Consider the following 23,705-nt stretch of genomic DNA (forward strand, 5'->3'; position numbering starts at 1 on the left):
AAATCCTGATGCATCACGCCGGGCCGGCCGAGCATGTACGGGACCTCGTCGAGACCGCCATCGAAACCAGGACCTCCACGCCGGCCGAGATCGCCGATCTTCGGCGGGAGGCAGCGGCGCTTCGCGCCGTGGTGACGCTGCGGGCCGACCGGCCTGAGGGCATAGAAGAGCTTGCGGCGCCGTCATTTCCACATCCGGAACGCTCCGTCCGTGGGTGGTGTCGGTCGCCGCCAATGTCGCGACGTTCGCTGCGACCTACCGGTTCGACCTCGAGGAGCCACGTCGGTTACAGGAGTGGGCCTCCCCATACCATCATCGCAACAGCGGCCCCTACGACGAGATATCCGGGCACTGCTGGGTGGGTATCGCAGCCCACCACCAACTTGACATCGACACCGCGGAACACCCTTTCCGCGAGGCCCTGAGGGCGGCCAGGCGTTCTGCGGAAAGCGTTCGTATCCCGTTCGCATGGCCGGTTCGCTGCTCGGATCAAGGCGCTGCGCGGCGATCGCGACGCGGCGACGCAACGTCTCCATGAGGCCCTGTGGATCGCCGAGGCCCTGTCGCTGGGGCGTTTGCGGGCCGTCGCGGAGAACGAGCGGGTCAGGTTGGGTCTGCCCGCATTCCCGGACCACGGGCCGGTGCCGGTGGTTCCCTACGCGGCGCCGGCCCGAGAACGGCATCGAGGAGACCACCGCACAGCTCCAGGAGGACACCGCGACAGATTGCTGCTCCTCGAGGCGCGTCCCGATGAGCCGACCGAACTCGCGTGTCGTTGGGCCGGGGAGTAAGTGGACAGAATGGAGGTCCGGCGACACCCACGCAGCCTGCTGGAAGCCAGGAGGTTTGCTCGTCGATCGCCGGCAGTCCGAATTGCCCACGGTCCCAGCCTCGTTCCTGACCGCGTTGGTCGCTGCCGACACAGCCCACATCGTGTGACGCGCGCAGGGATGCTCAGCGGCAGCCGGTGTCGTCGCCGAGTTGGACTTCGAGGTCGGCCGGATCGAGGTCGGTGCGGCAGCGAGCACTCCGCGCCGAACATGGTGTTAATCATCCTGGGTCGGGATCCCCCATGGTCCCGCTTGCCGGCGCAGCGTGTTGGACAGGTAGGAGCCGTCCCAAGGTCAACGCGAGCTGAACACGGCTGACGGAATACGGCGGAGTCGGTCGTCGCTGAGCCAAGGTCCTTGGCTCCGGCACCTCGCTCGAGTCACTCGATTGTCCGCAGGCCGACGAAGCTATCGGCGTCCCGCGCCGATGAACTCGATCATCCTGCGCGCGAGCTCCGGTCCTTGATCCTCCTGGATGAAATGCCCGCCACGGAGTCGGTCGTGGGGTTGCCCGGCGGCACCGGGAATGTGCCTCTGCAACGGTGCATCGGCACGCCCGAGGATGGGGTCCTTGGCGCCGAACAGGGTCAGGAAAGGTTTGTCCCACGCCGCCAGCGCGTCCCACGCCGCACGGTTTGCCGGGACGGCGGGATCATCAGCACGCAGCGGGACCAGGCGCGGAAAGGCCCGTGCCCCGGCCTTGTACGTCCTGTCGGGAAACGGGGCGTCGTACGCCGCGCGTTCGGCTTTGGTGAGTTTCGTCAGCGACCCGGTGTCGACGAGACGGCCGATCGGGAACACCGGAGACCAGCGAGCAAAGGTGCGCCACACGAGAAACGCCAGAGAAGGCGACCCATGCGCCGTGGGCAGGAAACCGTTGCCGATGACAACGCGAGCGAATCGCTGCGGGTGTTCGGCCGCGATCCGCAACCCGATGAGGCTTCCCCAGTCCTGGCCGAACAGTGTGACCTGGTCGAGTTCGAGGGCTCGCACCGCGTCGAACACCCAATCGACGTGCTTCTGGTAGCTGTAGTCCTCGATCGACGCCGGCTTGTCGGACTGGCCGAACCCGATCAGGTCGGGTACCACCACCCGCAGCCCGGCAGCGACGAGTGGCGGGATCATCTTCCGGTAGAGATAACTCCAGGTTGGCTCGCCGTGGAGCAGGAGAACGGGCTCTCCGTCCCGGGCGCCTTCATCGACCACTGCCATCCGGACATCGCCCAACTCGATGAAGTGAGGTGCGTACGGAAAGTCGGGCAGGTCGGCGAACCTCTCGTCGGGGGTGCGCAGGATTCGGGACACGCCCCTTGCTTAGCACATCGTGGCCGATTGAAGTCCGCGATCGACGACGGGTTGGCAACGTGCTCAAAGCCCCTGTTCGATATGCCCCAGCATGCGACGCTGGAAGGTGAATGGCGATGGAAGGAGACGATCACGATGGTGCCGCCCACAGCGACAACCGATGGCATCCTCGAACGGGCGCTCGCCACGGCGGTCCGGGCACCCTCGGCGCACAACACCCAGCCGTGGCTGTGGCGACAGTCGGGCGACGGCGTGGATCTTTTCATCGACCCCGATCTCGTGTTACGTAGCGCCGATCCGCACGGGCGTGACGCCCTGCTGAGTCTCGGTGCGCTGCTGAATCATCTACAGATCGCTCTCGCCGTCGAGGGACGGCGCGCGGAGATTCACCTGTTCCCCAGGACCTTTGATCCCCAGCACGTCGCACACGTCGACTTCAGCGCGCCTCATACACCGACGGAAGACGAGTCGGCGCTCGCCGCCGCGATCGGCCGGCGCCGCACCGACCGTCGGCGTTACGACCCGCGACCGCTTGCGCCAGATCAGCTGAACGACCTGCTCGAGCGGGCCTCCCGACACGGTGTTGTTGCGTCCGTGGTGTCAGATGAGGCGAAGCGCTCGAGCCTCGCGCGCGCGGCACGCGACGCCGCGGCGGTACATTCCGAGGACCCGGAGTATCAGCTCGAACTCGCCACGTGGAGTGGTCTGCCATCGCCTGACGAAGGCGTGCCCTCGTCCAACGTCGTACGTTCCGATCCTGGTGCCGAGTTCCCGGCCCGTGCCTTTGCGGGTAGCACTCCCGAAACGTCGACCGCGGGAGGTGCGGTCGGTGATCTGATCGTGATCGGCTCCGAGGTCGACGACGGCGCCGCGCAGCTGCGTGCGGGTGAGGCGGCGAGCGAGATGCTGCTGGCCGCAACCAGCGCGGGTTTGGCCACCTGCCCGGTGACCGAACCGTTGGAGATCTCCGAGATACGTGCCGAGATCACGGACAAGGTGCTCGACAACCGCGCCTATCCGCAGATCATTCTGCGCCTCGGCCGGCCGATGCCGGACGCACCGGAGCTGCCGTTGTCGCCGCGGCGGTCGATCGAGGACAGTCGCGTCCGCTAGTCGAGCAGATCCGGGTCGTTTTTCGCAGGCTCTTGTCGATGGCGTCGGGTGCGGTCACGACGTCGTTGACCTGTTCGCCGAGGCTGCGCCGAAACGAGTCCGTACACCTTCGGCGACAGGCGTCGGCAAGCGGGGTCGAGCGCAGCGCGACCGGCCGCACTGAATACGATCGACGTGCACCGCCCGTTTGGAAATCGCCCGAGTGACCATAGGACTTGCAGTGACCACGCCAGAACTTGCCCGCTGGAACTCCCAAGAAGCTGTCGCGGAGGCGATGATTCCGATCATCGGCACTCTGCATCGCTCGAAGGGGGTGACGATTCTGCTGCATAGCCGGTCTCTGGTGAACAAGTCGGTCATCAGCATCCTTCGAACCCATCGCTTCGCACGGCAGATCGGCGGCGACGAACTGTCGGTCGACGAGACATTCGCCTTCCTGCAGGCTCTTGCCGATCTGGATCTGGGTCCGTCGAAGATCGACCTCGGCTTGCTGGTGATGGCGTATCGCGCGGATGATCGTGGTCTGTCGGTGCCTGCCTTCACCGCCGAGGTGCTCGACGACGTGACGGGGGCCAACAAGATCGAGCCGCAGGGGCCACGGGATGTGGTGCTCTACGGTTTCGGCCGCATCGGAAGGCTGGTTGCGCGCCTGCTCATCGAGAAGGCCGGCTCCGGTAACGGGCTGAACCTGCGGGCGGTCGTCGTCCGCCGGGGCGGCGACGACGACCTGGCCAAGCGCGCATCATTGCTTCGTCGCGATTCGGTCCACGGGCACTTCAACGGATCGATCAAGGTCGATGCCGAGAACAACGTTCTGGTTGCCAACGGCAATGTCGTCAAGTTCATCTACAGCGATGACCCGGCCAGCGTCGACTACACCGAGTACGGCATCGACAACGCGATCCTCATCGACAACACCGGCAAGTGGCGGGATCGGGACGGTCTGTCCAAGCACCTGCGTCCCGGTATCGCGAAGGTGGTGCTGACGGCACCCGGCAAGGGCGACGTGCCGAACATCGTGCACGGAGTCAACCATCGGACGATGGACCTCGAGCAGCAGATCTTCTCGTGCGCGTCGTGCACGACCAATGCGATCGTGCCACCGCTCAAGGCCATCGAGGAGGCGTTCGGCATCGTTCGCGGTCACGTGGAGACGGTCCATTCGTTCACCAACGACCAGAACCTGTTGGACAACTATCACAAGGCCGACCGCCGTGGCCGTTCGGCGCCGTCCAATCTCGTCCTCACCGAGACCGGTGCGGCGTCGGCGGTGGCGAAGGCGCTGCCAGAACTGAAGGCCAAGATCACCGGCAATTCGGTTCGTGTCCCGACGCAGGACGTATCCATCGCGATCCTCAACCTGACGCTTCGAGAAGCGACCACGAAGGACGCGGTGCTCGAGTACCTCCGGCAGGCGTCGCTGTCGGGACCGCTGAGCCGCAACCTCGACTACACGGCCGCGACCGACGCGGTGTCCAGCGACTTCATCGGATCGCGGGCGGCGTGCATCGTGGACGCCAACGCGACGATCGTCGACGACGACAACGTGATCCTCTATGTCTGGTACGACAACGAATTCGGGTATTCCTGCCAGGTCGTCCGCACCGTCCAGCACTTGTCCGGAATCGAGTACCCGACTTATCCGTCTGTGCAGGAAGTGCACGCACGGGCTGTGCACGACGTGCCGGTGTAACCGGGCAGGCGATCTCGGTGTCGCGACGTCGGCACGCTCTCGTCGGTGGTTCTGCGCCTCAGCCGGCCGATGCCGGACGCACCGGAGCTGCCGTTGTCGCCGCGGCGGTCGATCGAGGACAGTCGCGTTCGGCACAACAGCTGACCGGTCGCCGCCGTCAACGGACGTGACCCACCGTGGACGCGACGGGATTCGGAGTCGAATCGCTCCGGCGGTTCGGCTCCGAATCCCCTCATAGACCGAGATGTGCGTCGCTCATCACGGGCCGATGCCCGCGACGTCGTGCACCGCGTCGACGCGTCGTCCGGCTATCCAGGTCTCGACGACACCGATCGCATCGAGTTCGGCGGGATCGGTCGTGAGCGGATCACCGTCGAGGATCACGAAGTCGGCGAACTTGCCGGTCTCGATCGAGCCGATCTCGTGTTCGGAATGCAGTTGCCATGCGGGCCAGATCGTCTGGGCGCGGATCGCATCCCGGATATCGATGCGAAGATGGTCACCCAGGACGGCACCTGACCTGCTCTGCCGGGTCATCGCGGTCCGCATGTTCAGCAATGGATTCGCTGGTGTCACCGGAGAGTCATTGTGCAGGGAGAACGGCATCCCACATTCGGCGGCGACGCCGGCCGGTGTCCATTCGTCGGCGCGGTCCCCGAACAGCCCACGCAATACGTCGCCATAGAAGTGGATATGGGCGACGAAGAACGAGATCGTGACGCCCAGCGCATGTGCCCTGCGGACCTGGGCTGCGGTGATGGCGCCGCAGTGTTCCAATCGGAGTCGCAGGTCGGTGCGTCCGGTTTCGCCCATCACCTGCTCGAAGGTGTCGAGAACGGTGTCGATCGCCAGGTCCCCATGGACATGGCAGGCGATCTGCCAGCCGTCACCCACATGCGTGCGGCAGATCTCCAACAGGTCTTCGGCGGTGTAGTTGCTGCAGCCACGGTGACCGGGATGCACCCCGACGGCACGCGTCGCCGCGCTGTCCTCGTAACCGAAGCTGGTGTGGATGTTGCCGATCCAAGGTGAGCCGTCCTTCCACACCTTCACGCCGACCTTGCGGAACATCGAGTCGCCCGCAGCGGCCGGCGCGATGTGGGGTCCGGCGCCGGACCGCTCGTAGGCGCGGATGCGCACCGGGCTGTCGTGGCCGGCCATGTAGTCGGCCACCGCGTCGTAATGCGTGGCCTCGAACGCGAGGTCGCCGGTGGTGGTGATGCCCGCGGCGGCGAATCGGTGCAGCTCGTGGTGGAGGAAGCCGCCGAACGAGTCGGGCCGGGCCTGCATCGTCGGACCCATCAGGATCATCGACGCCGGAACCTCGCGCCCCTCGCCGGTGAGTTCGCCATCCGCGGAACGGATGAACGCCGATCCGACCGGGTCGGGCGAATTGCGATCGAGTCCCAGGCGGGCCAGGGCGGCGTCGTTCGCCCACGACGAATGCGCCGAGTAATGCATTACCGACACGGGGATCTCGGGTGACAGCTCGGTGAGCAATCGGCCCGACATCTCGGGCAGGTCGGGTACGAGCAGCGGATCCCACCCGAACGCGATCACCCAGTCCTCCGGAGCCGCGAGCGCGACGGCGTCCCGGAGGCGTGCGAACACGTCTGCCGCGGTCGGGCACTCCGATGCGCGGATGTCGACAGTGTCCGGACCCAGCATGTTCATCTCCGCGGTGGGATGGCCGTGCGCTTCGACGAATCCGGGTAGCAGAGTGCGCCCGGCGAGGTCGATCACCCGAGTGCTCGGGGAGCACAGTGTGCGGACCTCGGACTCGGTGCCGACCGCGATGATGCGCCTGTCGGCGACCGCGACGGCATCGGCGATGCGGAAGTCCGGGTCGACGGTGATGATCCGGCCGCCGAGGAAGATCGTGTCTGCGCTGATCATCGGTTCACCTCTGCATCGGTGGTCGACGCGGATGCATCGGTCGTCGCGACGGACGCTGTGCGTCGGCTGCGCAACAAGTACGCAACCGCGGCCGCGGCGGCGATGAACACGAGACCCTCTACCGCGAGACCGTGACCGAACCCGCCGACGTCGAGGGTCGGTCCGGTGGTGAACAGCGACGCGATGGGGGCGGCCGTGGCGAACCCGAGGCCGAAGCCGAGTTGTCCCACAGCGGGTTTCACCGCAGAGACGGCGCCCACCTGGTCGGAGGGTGCACATCCCAGGATCACCGCAGCCTGCGGATTCTGCATCCACATCACGGCGAAACCGACACAGAACAGACCGATCGCCGGCAGTACGATGTCGGTCGGTGCCGACACCCCGAGCTGGGCGATCAGACTCGTGGCACACAGCAGCAGACCGCTGACGAACATCGTCCGCGTGCTCAACCCGAACCGGCGCTGTAGGGTCGCTGCCGCCGCGGAGCCGGACACCATCCCGAGGTACATCAGCGCGACGATCGCGGTGACGACGGCCGGCGCGACACCTGCCGGCAGCGCCATCGCGGGATACTGGCCGAGCAGGGATGCGTCGGCCCAGTTGAACAGGACGCCGGCGATGCATGCGGCGCTGAACGCGGGAATCGCGAAGAGCCGGATCGGGAATCCGGGCTCCCGTACCCGGGCTTCCCACCAAGCGAAGACACCAAGCGTCACAACGGCGATCGACAGGCCGAACAGCACCGTCGAACCGGACCATCCCCGGATCGAGGCCTGACCAATCGACCACACGAGCGCGATGAGGCCGACAGCTGCCAGCAGGACGCCGATCACGTCGAACCGGCGGCTCGTCGCGGCGCGGTTCTCCGGGAGCAGCAGGGTCGCCGCGACGGCACCGACAAGCGCCAGAACGCCCACCAGGGCGTACATGGTGCGCCATCCGAAGGCCCCGAGGATGATCCCGGAGAATGCCGTGCACACCATGAGCTCGGCGGAGCCGAGTGCGAAGAATATTCCGAAAGCCTTGGGCAGCTCGGCTTTCGAGTACAGGGTCGGGATTATCGCGACGCACATCGAGAACATCATCGCGGTACCGACGCCCATCAGGATGCGGCCGACGGTGAAGACCGCGACATCCGGCGCGAGGGCGGTGATCATGCCGGAGACACCCATGAGGGTGACACCGGAGACCAGCATCCGACGCCGTCCGTGGCGGTCACCGAGAATCCCGACGCCGAGCATGGACGCGGCCAGCACGATCGTCCCGATGCTCTTGACGAACGAGGCGATGCCCGGATTCATGCCGAGGTCGGAGACCGCGCCGGTGAACGCGATCGAGTGCAGGGACGGATCGAGCGGTTGCAGCCCGCCGATGCCGGCGATGCACAGGATCGCCCAGAGCAGCGGGCGTCGAGCTCGCAGTTGATGCGGGCGCCACTGCTGAGGCACCGGCGTGGTCGGGGCGGGAGGGTTCGACACCGGGTGTGTCGGTGGATCGATGGTGGGCAACCCGGTCATGGGACTGGCCTTTCCGTGGTGAGGTGCAGGCCACTGAGCATCAACTCAGTGGCCGAGCTCACTTTAATCCACGTCGTGGAATAAATAAACCCTGCGGCTAGGCCGCCGCCTTCCGGGCCACTGACGGCCGGGCCAGAATGGCGTTGCGACCAGCGATGATCATGCCGGTGGTGGAAAGATCGTCGGCGTCGTCGGGGCGGTAGACCACCGACAGTGACGCCAGCGACGGCAGCGATCCCACCGAGTCGAGGTACCCCCGAAGGGACGGCTCGACGTGCTCGGTGAGGCGGCAGAGATAGCCGTCGACGAACACGACTTGCGGGTTGACGACCGACGCGACGGTGTCGATGGTGATGCCGAGCCAACGCCCGGCCTCCGCAAGCGCCGCGTCGACGGTCGCGTCGCCGGCATCGGCCTTCTTGGTGATGAGGTCGATCATCGCGGGGTAGCGCTCCGAGAGCTCGTCGAAGGATGGCTCCGAACCATTGATCGCCGCGTACAGGTAGCGCAACCCGAGTCGGGTCTCCACGCATCCGCGGCGGCCGCACCAGCACTGTTGTCCACCAGGATCCACGATCAGGTGGCCGAACTCGCCGGCCAGTCCGCCGGCCCCGTGCACGATGCCGTCGCGATCCAGGATGCCGCCGCTGATGGCGTTGCGCCCGCCCAGATACACCACCGGTTCGGCGGGGCGGTCCAAGCTCTCTCGCCGAGCCAGCAATGCGTAGTTGGTCTCGCGGTCGACACCGACCAACGCCGTCCCGATCCCGGCGCGCTCGAGCATGTCCTCGGCTGCACCGCGCAGATCGACGCCACCCCATCCGTTGAGGACCGAGCGGATCACCCGTCCGCGATCGTGATCGACGGCACCGGGGATCGCGAACTGTGCGGACAGGGGCCGTAGCCCACGCCGATGTGCGTCGGTCACCGTCGCGACGAGGACCTCATCGAGCTGTGGCGCGTAGCGGTCCCATCCCGCCGGACCGCTGATCGGCCAACGATTCTCGGCGACGACGTCGCCGCGCAGGTTGCCGATGGCGCCGACCACGTGATTGCGGCTGCAGCCGAAGGCCAGGGTGCACGTCGGTTCGGCGGCCAGCGCCACGGGGTGCGCGGGGCGCCCGCGTGCCTTGCTGCGCGGTTGCGGAATCTCCTCGACGAGTCCTCGGCCGCGCAGCTCGTCGACGAGGCTCGTCAACGCCGTGACCTTCAGACCGCATCGGTGCGCGATCTCGGCTCGCACCATCGGCCCGTGTGTGGCCAGCACCCGTAGCACCTGAGAGAGGTTCTGCTCACGCAGATCTGTGACCGAACCACCCCGATCGAGGGGCGACTCGCGCAGTACTGCGTCGTTCATCGAACACTCCGGAGACTTACCGGCAGATCCGACTCTGCCGGGTGGGCGGGTTCGTGTCGAGCTTAGTGGTCCTGGCCAAAAATTCGTCGGGGGTCTTCGGCGTTCGATGAACGACTGGCTGCGTTGTCGTCGATCACGATGACGCTGTCATCGCTCACTCCTCCGCCTTGCCAGTCGCCCATCGCTCCACCGAATACCCCGGACGAATTCATGAACAGGACCACTTGGTTGTCTCAGCGGGAACGCTCGATCAGGCGCAGTGCCAGGCGTGCTTCGATGACCGAGATGGGTGGTGGGATGGTCTCAGTGAGGTGCAGGTTGTCGCGGATCGGTGGTGGGGTCTGCGGGTCTGGCGGGTGCAGGTGCGCGCGTGCGTGGTCGAGGTGTTGTGTGTAGAGCGCGCCGATGTCGGGGCGGCGGTTGATCTGTGGCGGGTTGGGTGGTGCACCGGGTTCGCTGTTGCGTCGCCACCAGGTGCGGCCGGTGTGGGGGCCGTGGTCGTAGATGCCGGTGGAGAACTGCCCGACCCCGCCGCCGACCATGCGGTTGTGTTTCGGGCAGGCCGGGGCGAGGTCGACGATGTCGGTGCTGCCGCCTTTGGCGTAGTCGCGCCGAGCGTGGTGCATTTCGACGTGGGTGGCCGGCTGATCACATCCGGGCGCAGAGCACACCTCGCCGTCCGGGCGGGCGAAGGAGGCAAGGCGTTGGGCTTGGGTGGCGAATCGTTTGGCCCGACCGAAATACAGCGGCAGTGCGGTGGCGTCGGCGAAGACGGCGAGATACTGCTGGGCCCCGGCGGCCAACCGGATCACGTCAGCGATCGGCATCAGTGATCCGGTGGCGGTGGTGGCCACACCGGATTCCCGGACCAGGTCGTTGAGGTCGGCCTTGATGATCAACTGGACGGGCAGCCCGCGATGGGTCTTGCCCAGCAGTCCGTCGGTGAACACCGCCCGCAGCAACGCGGTCAAGGCGTCGTGGTTGCGTTGGGCTTGGGTCCGGTTGTCGCGGTCGGCGGCCTCTTTCAACGCGTCGGGGTCGGCGTCGGATTCGGCGCCGGACGGGGAGTCGGGATCGTCGGGATTGTTGAGTCCCGGCTTTGCCCACACCGCCAGCATCATCTCCAGCAGGGCACGCGTTTCCGGATCGAGGTGGCCGGTCAGCTTCGACATCTGTTGCGCGTTTTGCTGATTCAGCCACAGGTTGCGCTTGCGCTTCCGGTCGGCGTCGTCGGTCAGCTCTCCGTCGGGATCCAGATGTGCGAGTAGGCGTTGTCCGAGGGCGGTGATCTCGGCGGGGGTGTGGCGGCGCGCCAGCTCCGAAAGGGTGGCCTCGGCCGCCACCTGCTTGTCGTGAGGTAGCCGCTGCGGGACGGTATCGAGGATGTCGATCGTCGCGCGAACATGCGCCGAGCCGACCTCGCCGCGGGTGAATGCCTCGGCCAGGGTCGGATATTTCGGGTCAGCGGTTTGCCCGCTCAGTTGCCGGAACCGTCCGGTGGCGGCGATCTGGGCTTTGCGGCGGCCCGGATCGGACACCCGCAGTTGGACGTTCATGAAGTTCGTCAGACTCCGAAATCCCATCGCGCGGGGCACATTACGATCGGATAGTTCCAGGATTTGCCGGTTGCCCTGGAAGGTCATACGGTTGATCGCCCGCTCCTGTGCCTGAGCCACCGCCGCCAACTCCGCATCGCTACAGCGCGACAGATCGGCGGCGGCGATCCGATCCAACAGGGCATCCATGTCGGCGAGCAGGCCCGGCACCTCGGACAACGACTCCTCGGTCACCTGATCGTTCGGCTCGGCCATGCTCACCCCCCCAGCGAGTCTGTTCGAATGTATGTTCGACTATAGGCCATGCGCGCGACACCCGCAACCCCCTGCCCTGAATAGCCCGGGACCACTTCGACACAGTCCGGCGAGATCCTATGGCCGAGATGGGCACGCAGTGCTGCATGACGCCGGGTAGGGATCGGCGGTTCAGCAGGATGCGCTCGGCCTCACTCGAGGAGCACTGGAAGTCGTCGGCCGCCCCACCGGCCGACCGGACCGTCGTAGACGCCGGGGACCGTTGTCCCGCAACGCTGACAGCGACCGTCATCGGTCAGCTCATACCTGCGGATCTCGTACCAGTCCCGGACGACCACCGCGGCGCCGCAGGACGGGCACGAGGTGGTGCCGCCGTCGGCGTCGTGCACGTTGCCGGTGTAGACGTAGCGGAGGCCTTCCTCCATCGCAATCCGCCGGGCCCGCGAGAGTGTCGCCGCGGGTGTCGGGGGAACGTCGCGCATCTTGTAGTCGGGGTGGAAGGCGGTGAAATGCAGCGGGATGTCCTCGCCCAGGTGCCGGCGAATCCAGTCGCTTTCGGCGGCGATCTCCGCGTCGCTGTCGTTGTGTCCGGGAATCAACAGGGTGGTGATCTCGAACCAGACGTCGGTCTCGTGCCGTAGGTAGATCAGGGTGTCGAGCACGTCGGCGAGGTGGCTGACGCAGACCCGGTGGTAGAAGTCCTCGGTGAACGCCTTGAGGTCGATGTTGGCTGCGTCGATGTGGCGGAAGAACTCCGCGCGCGGTGCAGGGCACATGTATCCGGCGGTTACCGCGATCGCCTTGATGCCGCGCTCGTGGCAGGCGTCGGCGACGTCGGCGGCGTACTCGAAGAAGATGGTCGGATCGTTGTAGGTGAAGGCGATGCTCCTGCAGCCGAGTTGCTCAGCGGCGCGGGCCAATTCGTCGGGCCCCGCGCGTCCGGAGAGGGTGTCGATCTCGCGTGACTTGGAGATATCCCAGTTCTGGCAGAACTTGCAGGCGAGGTTGCAGCCCGCCGTCCCGAAGGACAGCACGGCCGAGCCGGGCAGGAAGTGGTTGAGGGGCTTCTTCTCGATCGGGTCGACGCAGAATCCGCTGGAACGCCCATAGCTGGTCAATACGATCTGATCGTCGATCCGGGCCCGCACGAAACACAGTCCTCGCTGGCCCTCGCGCAGCTTGCAGGCGCGCGGGCACACGTCGCACTGCAACCGGCCGTCTGGTAGGCCATGCCAGAACTTTGTCGGCACTGTGTGCGGGTCATCGAGCGTCACGGTCATCGGAGTTCACCCAGGCCCAGGTTACGCTCGCGCAGCGCGACCATGCGGGGCCGCGGAGGCGGATAGCGGCCTCGCAAGTTCTCGCTTTTCCCCGGGGTCTCGCGTCCGGCGCGGTAGTGTCGATAGCACGCTGAACGGCCAGCGCGTGATTCGGACGGAGGAGCGTGCGATGAGCGAGGAGCAGGTGTCGAGCGACCCACTGTTCGACTTCGTTGACGAGGTTCTGCAACGACACTTCGGCCCGGAGTACAGATCCGCCGCGCGGATGGACCGCAAGGATGTCGAGCAGTTGCTGACCGACGACACGCGAAGGCGGGTCGAGGAGGCTCGCAGCGCGGCGGTGGAGTGGGGAAAATCCGAGCTCGCCGGCGAGGTTGTGATCGCATCGGATCGGCTGGTGATCACGTCGCACGGCCTCGTGTACGCCGCGGGGATGAGCGCACCGGGTGCCCATCGTCCGTTGTACTACCTCGCGACGCCGATCGAGCTCTTCGAGTCGATGGTCGAGCGCGTCGATGCCACGTCCTTGCAGCAGGGTTCGGTTGCGGCGGTGGACGACCGGTTCGGTCACGAACTCGTCTATCCCTGGCCCCTCGACACGGGGTTGCGGCACTTGCTCGACGCACACCAGGCCCTGCACCTCGACCTGTCCGAGCACGCCACTGTCCTGGAATCGCGCGACCGATAAGTCCGATCACCTCGGGCGCGGGTGGAGTGAAGTGAGTACGCCTGCGCGCATGGCAACCCGTGAGGCGGGCACGATCGCGAGTGACCCGCGACCGTGCCGACTCAGTCTCGCGCGTGACGCAGGTGGCCGTACAACGCCGCGCGGTAGCCGCGTGTGTAGCTCGGTTCGTCATCGTGGGGATCGGGAGCGCACGCGAGGATCGACGACGCGTGGTGACGTGCCCACGCCGGTGGCAGCGTGAGAAGCCGCGCGTTGCCGTCCTCGAAGCCTTTCTGAAACAGGTCCGGGTCGAGATGACCGTCGAGTTCGGGGTCGATGATGGGAAACGACGTGGGCAGGCGTGTCACCGTCCCGTGGGCGGTGACGATGTCCAGTTCGGGGAGGTCGGGGTCGATGGTTGTCAACGGACCGAACGCCTTTCGGCGAGCGTGCGGTACAGCGTTGCACGGCTGACTCCCAACGCCGCCGCAATCGTCGGCACGGGCTGTCCGTCGGCGCGCATCTGCTCGGCCAACGCCACCTGATCGTCGTCGAGGGCCCGCGGCCGACCGACGGATGACCCGCCTCCGTGCCGCGATTCGGCGGCCGCAAGTCGCCGCGCCTGTCCGAGCTCCTCGTCGAGCTCGGCCAGCGACGCGAGAAGGCCGACGATCATCGCACCGGCAGGGTCGTCGGTGTCGATCTTCTCCCGCAGGGAATGCAGGCCGATCCGCCGATTGGAGAGTTCACGTGCGGTCGCCAGGACTTCCGGGGTGGTGCGGCCGAGCCGATCGATCCCCACGACGACGGCGGTGTCGCCCGCACGTGCGTAGTCGAGCAATGCACGCAGGCCCGGTCGTTCGCGCACGATCGGGATCGTCTCGAGTGCGTCGGTGTAGATCCGCGCGGGCTCGATCCCTGCGTCGGTCAGGGCGTTGATCTGCGATTCGAGTGTGTGGGGTGCGGTGCCGGCGCGGGCGTAGCCGAGCATCATGCCGGCGGACGCGCTCGCCGCATCTGACTTCATGGCGATCATGCTATCTCAAAAAGTCTTGAAATATGCGCTGAGAGCGACGTGGATTATGAGAGTAGATTCGGGAAGTCGCAGACGGAAGATACGATTTGCTGCTGAGATCCGGACATTCGGGTGGCTGGTCTATCGAGACGATCATATTTTAAGAATTCCTGATACGAGACACACTGCCGAGATGGAATAGCGCCCGCCGCTCGGCGTTGTCTCCGGATGTGACCGCACAACCAGAGCTGAGCCCGACCGGGTGGGTCCACGACCACACCGAAAAGATCTTGAAGCAGGGAACCACCGACGGAGTGCAGGTGTTTGACCGTCCCGTCGTTCTGTTCACCGTCACCGGCGCGAAATCGGGGAAGAAGCGTTACGTCCCCTTGATGCGGGTCGAGGAGAACGGCCGCTACGCGATGGTCGCCTCCAAGGGCGGCGATCCCCGTCATCCGGCCTGGTACCACAACATCAAGGCGCATCCGCATGTCACCGCCCAGGACGGCGAGACCGTGCGGGAGCTGACGGCGCGCGAGGTCGAGGGAGCCGAGCGCGACCACTGGTGGAAACTCGCGGTCGCCGCATACCCGCCCTACGCCGAATATCAGACGAAAACCGACCGGCTGATCCCGGTGTTCGTCCTCGAGTAATCTCGTCACCCGAGCCGGGGCATTGCGTCCGAAACCACACGACGGCTACCAGCGGGCGACACCCGCGAAGTCGTACACCGGGTCTGCACGACATCCCGCGACGTCCACTGTCGATGCTGGTGAAAGTCCTATTCTTGTCATCATCGGGGGTTCGGAGCCTGGATCGGTGGTGCTCGGATGGCCGCAGTCGTCACGTGCGGGGCCTGCGGCACCGGTCTGCGCGACGGCGCCCGGTTCTGCGACCAGTGCGGAGCGCCGATCGCGGCTTCGAGTGATCCTGCGGAGTACAAGCAGGTGACCGTGCTCTTCGCTGACGTGGTGCGGTCGATGGGGATCGCGGCGGCGGTGGAACCGGAGCGGTACCGCGAGATCATGGCCGGTCTGGTCGAGCGTGCTGCGGTGGCGGTGGAGCGGTACGGCGGGACCGTGGACTACACCGGCGACGGTGTGATGGCGGTCTTCGGAGCACCGGTGGCATTGGAGGACCATGCGGTGCGCGCATGCTTGGCCGCCCTGGATATCCAGCGCGAAGCCGATGACCTGGCGGCCGAGGTGGCCCGCGACGATTCGGTGGACCTGCATCTGCGGGTTGGGCTGAACTCGGGCGAGGTGATCGCCGGGGAACTCGGTTCCGGGTCGTTCGGTTACACCGCGACTGGAGAGCAGGTCGGGTTCGCGCAGCGCATGGAGTCCGTGGCCCCGGCGGGCGGCGTGTTGTTGTCGGAGGCGACCGCGATGCTGGTCGAGGGCTTCGCTGAACTGGCGGAGCCGGAGTGGGTCAACATCAAGGGCGCCGACCAGCCGGTCCGTGCGCGGCGGTTACTGGGGATCCGTCCGCGCCAAGGGATTGTTGGGCGAACTGGGGCCAGACTGGTGGGACGGCGCCGGGAGATGGCCGTATTCGATGCCCTCGTCGACCGCGCGATCAGTGGTCTCGGAGGTGTCGTGAACGTTGTGGCACCACCGGGTATCGGCAAGAGCCGAATCGCGCGAGAGGTTGCCGCACTGTCGGCAGCTCGTGGGGTCGAGGTCCTCTGGACCTTCTGCGAATCGCATGCCCGCGACGTTCCGCTTCAGGCGGTCGCCAGTCTGCTGCGAACCGGCCTCGGGGTGGCGGAACTGGACGGGCAGACCGCTCGTAACCGGGTCCGGGAACGACTCACCGACGCCGACGCAGAGGATCTGCTGTTGCTCGACGATCTCCTCGGCATCGCCGCCCCCGACGCGGCACTACGCCACATCGACCCGGATGCCCGGCGCCGCCGGTTGGTCGCGCTGATCAACGCTGCTTCGCGGGCACGCACCGGGCCGGTGCTGCTCATTGTCGAAGACGTGCAGTGGATCGATTCGGTGAGCGAGTCTATGCTGGTCGACTTCCTCTCGGTCATCCCGAACACACCGACTCTCGTCGTCATCACCTCGCGCCCCGAGTATCAGGGAGCAATCTTGGAGCTGTCGGGCGCGCAGCAGATGACGCTATCCCCGCTGGATGGTCGGGATACGGCGACACTGGTCGACGAGCTACTCGGGACAGATCCATCGGTGGCCGAACTGGCCGAGAAGATCGCCGATCGGGCCGCAGGTAATCCGTTCTTCGCCGAGGAGATGGTGCGGGAGTTGGTGCAGCGCGGGGTGCTCGCGGGCAAGCGCGGTGACCACGTCTGCCGGCTCGACGTCGCCGACGTGAGCGTGCCGGTCACGGTGCAGGCGGCCATCGAGGCGCGCATCGACACGCTGCGTCCCCCCGCCAAGCGGACCCTGCACATGGCGGCGGTGATCGGGGCCCGATTCGGGGCGGACCTGCTCGCCGAAGTGGAGAATGAGCCGGTCCTCGACGAACTGCTCGACGCCGAGCTCATCGATCAGTTGCGGTCGCGCCCGAGCGGCGAGTACGCCTTCTGCCACCCGCTGATCCGCGCGGTGGCCTATGAGTCGCAGCTGCGGTCCGACCGTTCCGACCGACATCGGCGTCTGGCCGCCGCGATCGGAGACCGTGGATCGGAGGACGAGAACGCAGCAGTGATCGCCGGCCACCTGGAAGCGGCCGGCGACCTGCACGCGGCTTATGGCTGGCACATGCGCAGCGGTGGGTGGTCGGCGAGCCGAGATCTGGGTGCTGCGCGCGTCAGCTGGGAGGGCGCCCGCCGAGTCGCCGATGGGTTACCCGGCGAGGGCACAGACATTCTGGCGATGCGTATAGCCCCGCGCACGATGTTGTGCGCCACCGACTGGCAGGCGTGGCCGGTCCAAGACACCTGGGGCCGCTTTGCCGAGCTACGCGAACTGTGCACTCTGGCCGGGGACAAGGTGTCGCTGGCCATCGGTATGAGTGGGCTTGCCGTCGAACTTCTCTACGCGGGCCGTCCGGGCGAAGGATCGCGATTGGCGTCCGAACAGATGGCGCTCCTGGAGTCGATCGGTGACCCCGCCCTGCTGATCGGCTTGGCGCTGATGGCCTTCTGCAATTGGTACGACGGCGGGGAGTTCGGTGAGATCCTGCGGTGGTCGCAGATCGTCATCGATCTGGCCGACGGAGACCCGGCCCTGGGGGCGGGCTTCGGGCTGGGGTCGCCGCTGGCCATGGCGACGGCGTTTCGCGGTATTGCCAGGTGGTGGTTCGGTCACCTCGGCTGGCGGCAGGATCTCGTCGATTCCCTCGCCCTGGCCCGACAGAGCGACCCGGGGACCGATGCCCTTGTCGTCTCCTGGATCTACGGTACCGCGCTACTCTACGGGGTGCTCCGCGCCGACGACTCCACGATTCGGGCGCTCGAGGAAGCGGAAGCGCCGGCCTACGCGGCCGCCAACGACTTCGGGCTCCAGGGGGCGCACCACGTGCGGATTCTGGCGCTGCTGTATCGCGACGCGGCGGGCGAACGTGATCGAGCGCTGACACTGGTGGCGCAGGCCGAAGGCTTCTTCCGTGAGCGTGCTCCTTCGTTCCTTCCCCTGATCGACGTGTTGGTGGCCCGGGAGTGGGCCAGACGCGGTGATCAGGACGGCGCGATACCCGTGATGCGTGCCGCCGTCGAGGTTCTGTACCGAGAGGGACGGCCGGGGTGGGGCGTTTGCGGCACCATGGTGCTGGCCGAGACACTGCTGGCGCGGGGAACCGAGGCCGATATCGCGGAAGCTCGGTCGGCGATCGACTGGGTGGCAGAACTGCCATCGGGCAAGGACGCGGCGATACCGAAGATCACGTTGTTGAAATTGCGCGCTCTGCTGGCCCGAGCCACGGGTGACCCACACACTCACCGTGCCTTGGCGTGCCGCTACCTCGCGATGGCGAAATCGCTCGGCTTCGAAGGGCATATCAGGTGGGCCGAGGCAATGCTGAATGACGCGGGGTAGGGACTGTCGTCACGGCCGGCCGGACCGCTGGACCCGGCTCAGCCCTCGGGCTCTTCTCGAGCCAACCTCGGTCAGCGACGCATTATGACCGCCAGTCGGCGGCTCTCCATCCAGCGTTGCTCGACGGGCCGTCTGACGTCCGATTCGATGAGCGCCGGATAGGAGGTCAGATCGGTGAATTGCTGACGACCGGACTGGAATCCGATCATGGCACTGGCCCGGCCACCGGCCTCCAGCTGCTCAGAGAGGAACTCGATGCAGCGCGCGGTCAAGGTGGTGGCGTGGATGCGATCGAACGGGGACGGGTCGCCGCCCTCCTGGACGTGCCCGAGGACCGCCTGCCGGGCGTCGAACAGCTCCCCGCCCTCCTTCTCGAACAACGACGTGATGAACCACGTGTTGTAGACCGAATCGGCGCCTTCGCTGCGGATGATCAACCCCAGTCGCTTACCGGACCGGAATCCCTCGGCCATCGCGTGGATGTCGGAGGTGAGGTCGTCGATGGTGATGCGGTCCTCCGGCATGTAGATGCGTTCGGCACCTGAGGCGATCCCGCTGAGCAGGGCCAGGTATCCGCAGTCTCGACCCATCACTTCCACGACGACGACCCGTCGGGTGGCCACCGCGGACTGCCTGATCTTGTCGACGTCGGTCACGATGCTGTTCAGCGCGGTATCGCTGCCGATGCTCAGCTCGGTGCCCGGCACGTCGTTGTTGATCGTCATCGGCATGCAGACGATCGGGATGTCGAGCGCGGAGTACTTGTCGCGGTGCCGATGCAACTCATATGCGGCCGCGTAACCCGACCAGCCGCCGGCCATCAGCAGACCGTCGATCCGATGGGCGGCGATCTGCTCGGCGATCTGCCCGATCTGCTCTCCCGAGGGCACGTCTCGATTGGTGCCGAGCTCGGCACCACCGTCGGACACCCAGCCACTGACATCCATCCAGCCCATCTCCTGGACCTGCCCACGCCGAAGCCCACGGAAACCGTTCTTCACCGCCAGCACGGTGTAGCCGTGGTCGAGGCCCAGTCGTACGGCAGCGCGCACCGCGGTGTTCATCCCGGGCGCCGGGCCCCCGCCGTGCACGATCGCGAGCCGGAAGCGTCGGCGGCCCGGCCGCGTCGGGCGGGCCGCGGCCTGCTGTACCGTCTGCAGGATTTTGTAGGACTGACGGAAACTCCCGCCGCGCAACAACATCGCCCCGTCATAGTCACGGGCCTTGATGCGTTCTGCGACGGCCCGTGTCTGTTCGACACACTCCATCAGCGGAGAGGTGACCACCCGGTTCCCGCGCAGGCCGATCAACTGGGCGGGCGTCTGCGGGTCGTCGGTGAGCAGACGCTCCACGGCGGCGCACCCCAACTGGGTTGCCAGATACCGGTCGAACGCGCTCGGCGAACCGCCACGTTGCACGTGGCCGAGGGTGGTGATGCGGGTGTCCTCACCGAGCTCGTCCTCGAGAAGTTTCCGGATCTGCTCGGCGGTGATCGGATTGCCCTCGCGGTCCTCGGCGCCCTCGGCGACGACCACGACCGACTGGCGACGACCGATCAGCCGGCCGGCGCGGATGTCTCGGCACATCTGTTCGGCCCAGTCGTCGGCCGGTGGTTGTTCGGGAATCAGCACCCAGTTGGCAGCGGTGGCCAACGAGGCCATCAGCGCGAGATAGCCGCAGTGCCTGCCCATCACCTCGACGACGAAGGATCGCTGGTGGCTGGAGGCGGTGCTGCGTAGCGCGTCCATCGCCTCGACGATCCGGTGTAGCGCCGTGTCCGCGCCGATCGTCATGTCGGTGCCGGACATGTCGTTGTCGATCGAGCCGACCAGACCGACGAGCCGGAGGAAGGGATGGGCGTCGGCGACGTCGCGGGTGACCTCTCCGGCGTCGACCAGCTCGGCGAGCAGTTCCGCCCACTCGGCACGAAACATGTTCGCGCCGGTGAGGCTACCGTCGCCGCCGATCACGACCAGCGCGTCGATGCCGCGCTCGAGCATGTTGCGGGCAGCTGCCCGGCGGCCCTCTCGGGTACGGAACTTCTGCGACCGGGCCGTTCCGATCGCGGTGCCGCCCTTGTGCAGGATGCCGTCGGTGTCGGCGATCTCCATCCGCCGGATGAACTCACCACCTTCGACGAGGCCCTGGTAGCCCTCGTGGATCGCGTAGGCGTCGATGCCGTGGTGCAGCGCGGTGCGGATCACCGCCCGGACCGCCGGGTTCATGCCCGCGGCGTCGCCGCCGCTGGTGAGTACGCCGATACTGGATGGTGCGGACCCGGGCTCAGACATACCGGTGACCTGACGGCGGAAGGTGATCGAGTGAACCTCTGCATCTCATCGGTATTCCGTGTCCTCGTCGTGTGTAGGAGAAACGCTTCCGGTAGACCCTTCGGCTATGAGCATTGCGGTAGAGCAGAGGCTGCGCAAGCGATTCGCCGCCGGATCCATGGTGCGGGGCCGTTGGCCTCTACCGGCGGCGTGATGTCTGCATGACGATGAAGTCATGACCACAAACGTGCTCGTCGCCTACGCCAGCGCCGACGGGTCGACCGCCGAGGTGGCCGACCGCCTGGGGCAATACCTGCAGGATTCGGGACTCGAGGTCCGCGTGGCATCCGTCGCCGAGGGTCCCGACCTTGTCGGCGCCGATACCGTCGTGCTGGGCAGCGCGGTTCACAACGGTGCGGTATTGCCCGAGTTCGTGGGCTTCGTAGACGACAATCTCGCCGAACTGCATCGTCACCCGGTCTGGATGTTCACCCTCAGCATGGGCCCGACGCTGCGCGGACCGATCGGCGCGATCTTCCGCAACAAGCTGCCACCCGCGGTCGCCGAGGTGCGGGACCGGTTGGCGGCGAACGCATACCACGCGTTCGCGGGGAGGTTCGGCCGTCCGCCCGAGCGAAAATTCCGGGTGCTGATGTGGGTGATGGGGGCACGCCCGGGTGATCACCGCGATTGGGCCGATGTCGAGGCGTGGGCCGCCGAGATTGCGCACGCGGCCCGGGCCGCCGAATCTCACGCCGAATAGGTCATCGGCCGGCGGAGGCATACCCCTGGCTTCGCCGGCTCGGCAGCAGAGCCCCGACGAGATCGCGCTTGAGCTTGCACGGCGGCAAGCAGGAATCCGACCATACCCATTCGGCTCCCGCTTCCGGCGCGAAGATCCAGGTGCCGCTATCGCCGACGGGGAATCATCGGTTTGCCTTTTGCAGTGCTGTCCGCGCTCTTACGCTTGTCGGGTGCGTTTGTCGTGGCCGATGGTCGGCCGCACGAAGGAGATGCGAATCGTCGAAGCCGCTCTCTCGGCTCCGGCCGAATCCGGCATTCTGATCAGCGGGCCGGAGGGCGTCGGCAAGAGCCGAATCGCCCGTGAGGCCTTGTCGGCAGTGGCGGCCAAGGGCGGTGGGACCCGCTGGACGGCGGGCACGTCGGCGGCGCGGGACATCCCCCTCGGCGCGTTCAGTGCGTGGGTGCCTGCGGGTGTCTCGGACACCGTTTCGGTGCTGCAGGGAGTGATCGAGGCGCTGACCGCTGCGTCGTCGGCGAGCGGTGTGGTGGTGGGTGTCGACGATGTCCATCTGCTCGACGACCTGTCCGCGTTCGTGGTGCACCAGATCGTCGCGCGTGGCACGGCGAAACTGGTCCTCACCGCGCGCGCCGATGCGCCGGTTCCCGCCCCGATCCAGGAGATCTGGAAGGCGGGACAGTGCGACCGACTCGACCTCGACGCGCTGACGCGCGACGATATCGGCGAATTGTTGTCGGCGGTGTTGGAGGGTTCGGTCGATGCGGATGTCACGCGGCGGCTGTGGCAGCTGACCGGCGGCAACGTGCTGTATCTGCGCAACATCGTCGAACACGAGGTCGCCGCCGGGCGGATGGTGCAGCGCAAAGGGTACTGGCGGTGGATCGGGGAGCCGAGTATCCCGCCTGGTTTGGTCGAGCTGATCGAATCCCGGATCGGAGCCCTTCCCGCGCCGGTCGGCGACGTGATCGACCTCGTCGCGGTGGGTGAGCCGATCGAACTGGAGGTCCTCACCCGGATCACCGACGCCGCTGCCGTCGAGGAAGCCGAGATGCGGAACCTGATAATGCTCGAGCCGGCGGGCGGCGGTATCGAGGTGCGGGTGGCCCATCCGCTCTACGGACAGGTACGCCGCGGGCGCGCGGCGCGCACTCGGCTGCGGCGGCTGCGCGGTCTGGTCGCTTCCGACCTCGCCACGTCCGACGACCGCGATGACCTGCGGGTCGTCGTACGCCGAGCCACGCTGAGCCTCGATTCGGATCTGCGGCCCGACGCCGATCTGCTTCTGCGGGCCGCATATGGCGCAGTCTGGCTCGCCGACCTGACTCTCGCGGATCGCCTCGCGGAGGCCGCTGCCCGCGCCGGAGCGGGTCCGGAACCGAATCTTGTTCGGGGACATGCATTGTCGTGGTTGGGGCGCGGGCAGGAGGCAGAGGATGTGCTTGCCGCGACGAGCACCGACGAGTTGTCCGACCGCGACCGTGCCCGGTTCGCGTTCCTGCGGTCGAGCAACATGCTGTGGGCGTTGTCGGACCCGAGGCGGGCGAAAGAACTCATCGACGACGCGGCGCGCAGCATCGACCCGGATGTGCGCGAGTACATCGATGCCTTCCGCACGGTGTACTGGTTCGCGATGGACCAGCCGGATGCGGCCCTAAGCGCGGCATACAACCTTTCGCCGGACGACCTTCCGGTCGCCGGGGCGGAAGTGTCATGGGCGCTGACGCAGATCGCCGCCGACGCGGGACGCGCGACAGAATCGGTGTCGGTGGCGGACACCGGACGCGCTGTCGCGACGCGATCGCTCGACGCACCGCAGATGAGGTTCAACATCGCCGACGCCGAAGTCAGCGCGCTGCTGTTGGCCGGAGAGATCCGATCTGCGCTCGATGTCGCCGAGCGTGTCCGCCGACAGTCCGCCGATCTCCCCGGGGCGGCTCAACTCCTGGGTGCCGCCGTCGCGGGTCGGGCGGCACTTGGTGCCGGCCGACTCGACACCGCATGCTCGCTGCTGCGTACCGCGGCCGACGGTCTGTCCGTGGCGCACGCCGCGGGGTGGGGATACCGCTATCGGATACCGCACATCACCGCACTCGCCCTGCGCGGTTCGACACGTGAGGCGGCCGCAGCGCTCGCCGCGCACGACGACGTGCGCAGAGCCTTTCGGTCGCTGGACCATGAGCGCGC

General features: G+C 66.8%; 16 protein-coding genes. 7 read left to right on the top strand and 9 right to left on the bottom strand.

Going from position 1 to position 23,705, the window contains the following annotated elements; all coding sequences use genetic code 11:
- Positions 1 to 1,238: 1,238 nt before the first annotated feature.
- Entirely contained in the window at positions 1,239 to 2,135 is an 897-nt protein-coding gene (locus tag GORHZ_RS24775; protein WP_006337994.1) for a haloalkane dehalogenase, read from the bottom strand.
- 135 nt (positions 2,136 to 2,270) lie between these two features.
- Between GORHZ_RS24775 and GORHZ_RS24780 the strand changes: the two genes are divergently transcribed.
- Both GORHZ_RS24780 and GORHZ_RS24785 read left to right on the top strand, forming a co-directional pair.
- Positions 2,271 to 3,248 carry an Acg family FMN-binding oxidoreductase gene (locus GORHZ_RS24780; protein WP_006337995.1) on the top strand — a complete coding sequence of 326 codons (978 nt, stop codon included), beginning with the start codon at positions 2,271 to 2,273 and terminating at the stop codon, positions 3,246 to 3,248.
- Positions 3,249 to 3,468: 220 nt separating this feature from the next.
- Entirely contained in the window at positions 3,469 to 4,941 is a 1,473-nt protein-coding gene (locus tag GORHZ_RS24785; RefSeq protein ID WP_006337996.1) for a glyceraldehyde-3-phosphate dehydrogenase, read from the top strand.
- Between the two features lie 258 nt (positions 4,942 to 5,199).
- Here the strand turns inward: GORHZ_RS24785 and GORHZ_RS24790 are convergent, their stop codons facing one another.
- The 5 genes from GORHZ_RS24790 to amrS all read right to left on the bottom strand — a co-directional run bounded on the left by GORHZ_RS24790 (position 5,200) and on the right by amrS (position 12,802).
- Positions 5,200 to 6,837 carry an amidohydrolase gene (locus GORHZ_RS24790; protein WP_006337997.1) on the bottom strand — a complete coding sequence of 546 codons (1,638 nt, stop codon included), beginning with the start codon at positions 6,835 to 6,837 and terminating at the stop codon, positions 5,200 to 5,202.
- Positions 6,834 to 8,354 carry an MFS transporter gene (locus GORHZ_RS24795; protein ID WP_006337998.1) on the bottom strand — a complete coding sequence of 507 codons (1,521 nt, stop codon included), beginning with the start codon at positions 8,352 to 8,354 and terminating at the stop codon, positions 6,834 to 6,836. Before GORHZ_RS24795 ends, GORHZ_RS24790 begins: the two co-directional genes overlap by 4 nt.
- Positions 8,355 to 8,451: 97 nt before the next feature.
- Entirely contained in the window at positions 8,452 to 9,711 is a 1,260-nt protein-coding gene (locus GORHZ_RS24800; protein WP_006337999.1) for an ROK family transcriptional regulator, read from the bottom strand.
- A gap of 233 nt (positions 9,712 to 9,944) precedes the next feature.
- Positions 9,945 to 11,522: an HNH endonuclease signature motif containing protein gene (locus GORHZ_RS24805; protein WP_006338000.1), complete on the bottom strand. Its 1,578-nt coding sequence runs from the start codon at positions 11,520 to 11,522 to the stop codon at positions 9,945 to 9,947.
- Positions 11,523 to 11,713: 191 nt separating this feature from the next.
- Positions 11,714 to 12,802, bottom strand: coding sequence for an AmmeMemoRadiSam system radical SAM enzyme (gene amrS / locus GORHZ_RS24810; RefSeq protein ID WP_006338001.1), 1,089 nt, complete (start codon positions 12,800 to 12,802; stop codon positions 11,714 to 11,716).
- Positions 12,803 to 12,971: 169 nt separating this feature from the next.
- Between amrS and GORHZ_RS24815 the strand changes: the two genes are divergently transcribed.
- Positions 12,972 to 13,490, top strand: coding sequence for a hypothetical protein (locus GORHZ_RS24815; RefSeq protein WP_006338002.1), 519 nt, complete (start codon positions 12,972 to 12,974; stop codon positions 13,488 to 13,490).
- 101 nt (positions 13,491 to 13,591) lie between these two features.
- On the opposite strand, the gene GORHZ_RS24820 is transcribed toward GORHZ_RS24815, so the two are convergent.
- Positions 13,592 to 13,894: a hypothetical protein gene (locus GORHZ_RS24820; RefSeq protein WP_006338004.1), complete on the bottom strand. Its 303-nt coding sequence runs from the start codon at positions 13,892 to 13,894 to the stop codon at positions 13,592 to 13,594.
- Positions 13,891 to 14,463: a recombinase family protein gene (locus tag GORHZ_RS24825; RefSeq protein WP_040533389.1), complete on the bottom strand. Its 573-nt coding sequence runs from the start codon at positions 14,461 to 14,463 to the stop codon at positions 13,891 to 13,893. Before GORHZ_RS24825 ends, GORHZ_RS24820 begins: the two co-directional genes overlap by 4 nt.
- A 251-nt stretch (positions 14,464 to 14,714) precedes the next feature.
- On the opposite strand from GORHZ_RS24825, the gene GORHZ_RS24830 reads away from it, so the two are divergent.
- Positions 14,715 to 15,137, top strand: a complete 423-nt coding sequence (locus tag GORHZ_RS24830) for a nitroreductase family deazaflavin-dependent oxidoreductase (RefSeq protein ID WP_006338014.1) — start codon at positions 14,715 to 14,717, stop codon at positions 15,135 to 15,137.
- 177 nt (positions 15,138 to 15,314) lie between these two features.
- A complete protein-coding gene (locus GORHZ_RS24835; protein ID WP_006338016.1) occupies positions 15,315 to 18,488 on the top strand; it encodes an AAA family ATPase in 3,174 nt (1,057 codons plus the stop codon).
- A 71-nt stretch (positions 18,489 to 18,559) separates the two neighbouring features.
- Here the strand turns inward: GORHZ_RS24835 and GORHZ_RS24840 are convergent, their stop codons facing one another.
- Positions 18,560 to 20,779: a 6-phosphofructokinase gene (locus tag GORHZ_RS24840; RefSeq protein ID WP_006338018.1), complete on the bottom strand. Its 2,220-nt coding sequence runs from the start codon at positions 20,777 to 20,779 to the stop codon at positions 18,560 to 18,562.
- A 214-nt stretch (positions 20,780 to 20,993) separates the two neighbouring features.
- Between GORHZ_RS24840 and GORHZ_RS24845 the strand changes: the two genes are divergently transcribed.
- Entirely contained in the window at positions 20,994 to 21,521 is a 528-nt protein-coding gene (locus tag GORHZ_RS24845; RefSeq protein ID WP_006338020.1) for a flavodoxin domain-containing protein, read from the top strand.
- A 211-nt stretch (positions 21,522 to 21,732) separates the two neighbouring features.
- The coding region (locus GORHZ_RS24850) for an AAA family ATPase (protein ID WP_006338022.1) at positions 21,733 to 23,705 on the top strand (1,973 nt) is incomplete at its 3' end.

Source organism: Gordonia rhizosphera NBRC 16068, from assembly GCF_000298195.1.
GTDB lineage: Bacteria > Actinomycetota > Actinomycetes > Mycobacteriales > Mycobacteriaceae > Gordonia > Gordonia rhizosphera.

Coding starts and splice junctions, on each gene's coding strand:
- GORHZ_RS24815 (WP_006338002.1), top strand. CDS start 12,972: ATGAGCGAGGAGCAGGTGTCGAGCGACCCACTGTTCGACTTCGTTGAC.
- GORHZ_RS24790 (WP_006337997.1), bottom strand. CDS start 6,837: ATGATCAGCGCAGACACGATCTTCCTCGGCGGCCGGATCATCACCGTC.
- GORHZ_RS24845 (WP_006338020.1), top strand. CDS start 20,994: ATGACCACAAACGTGCTCGTCGCCTACGCCAGCGCCGACGGGTCGACC.
- GORHZ_RS24825 (WP_040533389.1), bottom strand. CDS start 14,463: ATGATGCTCGGCTACGCCCGCGCCGGCACCGCACCCCACACACTCGAA.
- GORHZ_RS24840 (WP_006338018.1), bottom strand. CDS start 20,779: ATGTCTGAGCCCGGGTCCGCACCATCCAGTATCGGCGTACTCACCAGC.
- GORHZ_RS24800 (WP_006337999.1), bottom strand. CDS start 9,711: ATGAACGACGCAGTACTGCGCGAGTCGCCCCTCGATCGGGGTGGTTCG.
- amrS (WP_006338001.1), bottom strand. CDS start 12,802: ATGACCGTGACGCTCGATGACCCGCACACAGTGCCGACAAAGTTCTGG.
- GORHZ_RS24805 (WP_006338000.1), bottom strand. CDS start 11,522: ATGGCCGAGCCGAACGATCAGGTGACCGAGGAGTCGTTGTCCGAGGTG.
- GORHZ_RS24780 (WP_006337995.1), top strand. CDS start 2,271: ATGGTGCCGCCCACAGCGACAACCGATGGCATCCTCGAACGGGCGCTC.
- GORHZ_RS24795 (WP_006337998.1), bottom strand. CDS start 8,354: ATGACCGGGTTGCCCACCATCGATCCACCGACACACCCGGTGTCGAAC.
- GORHZ_RS24835 (WP_006338016.1), top strand. CDS start 15,315: ATGGCCGCAGTCGTCACGTGCGGGGCCTGCGGCACCGGTCTGCGCGAC.